The 1,597-nt window shown below is 58.4% G+C and carries 2 protein-coding genes; both read right to left on the bottom strand.

Annotation, left to right across the window (positions count from 1 at the left end; translation table 11 throughout):
* Positions 1–99: 99 nt before the first annotated feature.
* Positions 100–1,125: an iron ABC transporter permease gene (locus tag IQ273_RS33065; protein WP_194027300.1), complete on the bottom strand. Its 1,026-nt coding sequence runs from the start codon at positions 1,123–1,125 to the stop codon at positions 100–102.
* A gap of 26 nt (positions 1,126–1,151) precedes the next feature.
* On the bottom strand, positions 1,152–1,559 hold the full coding sequence (locus IQ273_RS33070) for a biopolymer transporter ExbD (protein ID WP_194027299.1): 408 nt from the start codon (positions 1,557–1,559) through the stop codon (positions 1,152–1,154).
* Between the last annotated feature and the right edge of the window lie 38 nt (positions 1,560–1,597).

Genomic DNA, 1,597 nt, shown 5'->3' on the forward strand with positions numbered 1-1,597 from the left:
TGGGTGGATGGGTGGATGGGTGGATAGGTAGCGATGCAGCGGCTTATTGCCGTTTAACGGCCTTTGTAGGGTGGGCACTGCCCACCATTAACCTGCGCTTCACCGTTTAATCTTCGATCGCGCCAAATAGATAAAGAACGGTGCCCCTACGATCGCTGTCATAATCCCGACTGGTAGCTCTTGGGGACGAATGACCAGACGAGCAGCCAAATCGGCCACCGACAGCAAAATGCCGCCAAAAACGATTGAATAGGGCAAGATCCAGCGGTAGTCGACTCCGACAGCAAAGCGTACGACATGGGGTACCACTAGGCCGACAAAGCCGATGGGGCCAGCCAGGGCCACGGCGCTGCCCGCCAGGAGAACCACCGCGATCGCCGCTCCCACCTTCACCCAGGCCGTCTGCAACCCCAAGCCCTGAGCCACGTCTTCCCCCAGGCTCATCAGCGTCAGCTGCCGCCCCAGTGTCAGCGATGCCGCTAGCCCTACGGCAATATAGGGCAGCACCGGCAGCATTGTCGCCATATCCTGCCCCGCCAGCGACCCTGCCAGCCAAAAGCGAATTTCATCTAGGGTGCGCTGACTGAGGATGAGAATGCCCGTGGTGAGGGAGCTAAGCAGGTAGGAGAGCGCGGCTCCCGCAATCACTAGCTTCAGCGGTGTCAGGCCACTGCGCCCCAAAGAACCGAGCCAGTAAACGGTAATGGCCGCGATCGCCGCCCCGCCAAAGGCAAACCCCACGTAGCTGCCGCCGCTGCCCCGCAAAAACACCGCCAGTACCATCGCCAGGGCTGCGCCCACGTTGATACCCAAAATATCCGGTGCCGCCAACGGATTGCGGGTTAGCCCCTGGGTAATGGCTCCGGCCACCGCCAGGGCTGCCCCCACTACCACCGCCAAAATCGCCCTGGGCAGCCGCACCGTGCGAATAATCAGATGCTCAGTCGAGCCGTCAAATTGAAAGATGGCCTGCCACACCGTCCCCGGCGCGATATCCGCTGCCCCTAGCAAAACGCTCGCTAAAAGACAGGTCAGCAACATCAAACTGCCTAACGCTAACCCCAGCACCAGCACCAGAGGTGATTGGGACAGTATTGATACAGGCTTTGGCCTATTTGACTGCATATCTGGCTGAAGGGATGACACCAGCGTTAATTCTCCGGTTGCGTTGCGATTCCCAGGGTGGCTCCCTCGATCGCCCGCAGTTCGTCCATCACCGCAATCACGCGACCGTGGTTGACGGCTTCGTCAGCGTTGATCACAATCACCGATTCCTGGGTGGTACCCATCAGGTCGCGCACGCCCGATTGCAGATTTTCTAGATCAATGGATTCTCGATTTAGCGCGATCGCACCAGAATCCTCCACCGAAACCGTGATCTGCGTTCGCTGCTGCACCTCAGAACTGTCGGCCTTGGGCAAATTTACCGGCAGCGATTCCGATCGAGTGAGAAACAGGCTAGAGATAATGAAAAACGTCAAAATTGCGAAGATAACATCGATCATCGGCACGATGTTGAGTTCAAACTCGTCTTCGGGTTCTTCAGGCAGGTAGGGCATAGGGAGTGGATGGGTGAGAGGGCGGGTGAGTGAGAGGG

This window comes from Nodosilinea sp. LEGE 07298, from assembly GCF_015207265.1.
Taxonomy (GTDB): domain Bacteria; phylum Cyanobacteriota; class Cyanobacteriia; order Phormidesmidales; family Phormidesmidaceae; genus Nodosilinea.